The sequence below is a fragment of the Ewingella sp. S1.OA.A_B6 genome, from assembly GCF_049889095.1.
Lineage (GTDB): Bacteria > Pseudomonadota > Gammaproteobacteria > Enterobacterales > Enterobacteriaceae > Ewingella.
This window is the reverse complement of record NZ_JBLJFK010000061.1, coordinates 1-288: the sequence shown is the minus strand read 5'-3', so window position 1 is coordinate 288 and position 288 is coordinate 1. Positions and strand designations below refer to the sequence as shown.

Here is a 288-nt window from a genome sequence, read left to right as displayed (position 1 = left end):
AGAGCAACATCCGATCGTTCGAGTAGCAATACCTCACTGTTAACAGACAGAGGTACAGTTACAATCGATGCCAGAACCAACACCTTGATTGTTAAAGACACCGCTGAAACCATCAGCAACATCCGTGATTTGATTAGTAAAATCGATATCGCTGTCAAACAAGTGATGATTGAAGCCCGCATTGTGAGTGCGACAGACACCTTTAGTAAAGAACTTGGGGTAAAATGGGGTATTTTATCGCAAGGTGCGGCAAGTAATCGTAACCTGCTAGTGGGTGGTAATTTAAGC

Annotated in this window: 1 protein-coding gene; it reads left to right on the top strand. The window is 43.4% G+C overall.

The genetic code is table 11. From position 1 onward, the window contains the following. Positions 1-288: secretin N-terminal domain-containing protein (locus ACMV8I_RS21465; protein WP_498867156.1), on the top strand; the 288-nt coding region annotated here is incomplete at both ends.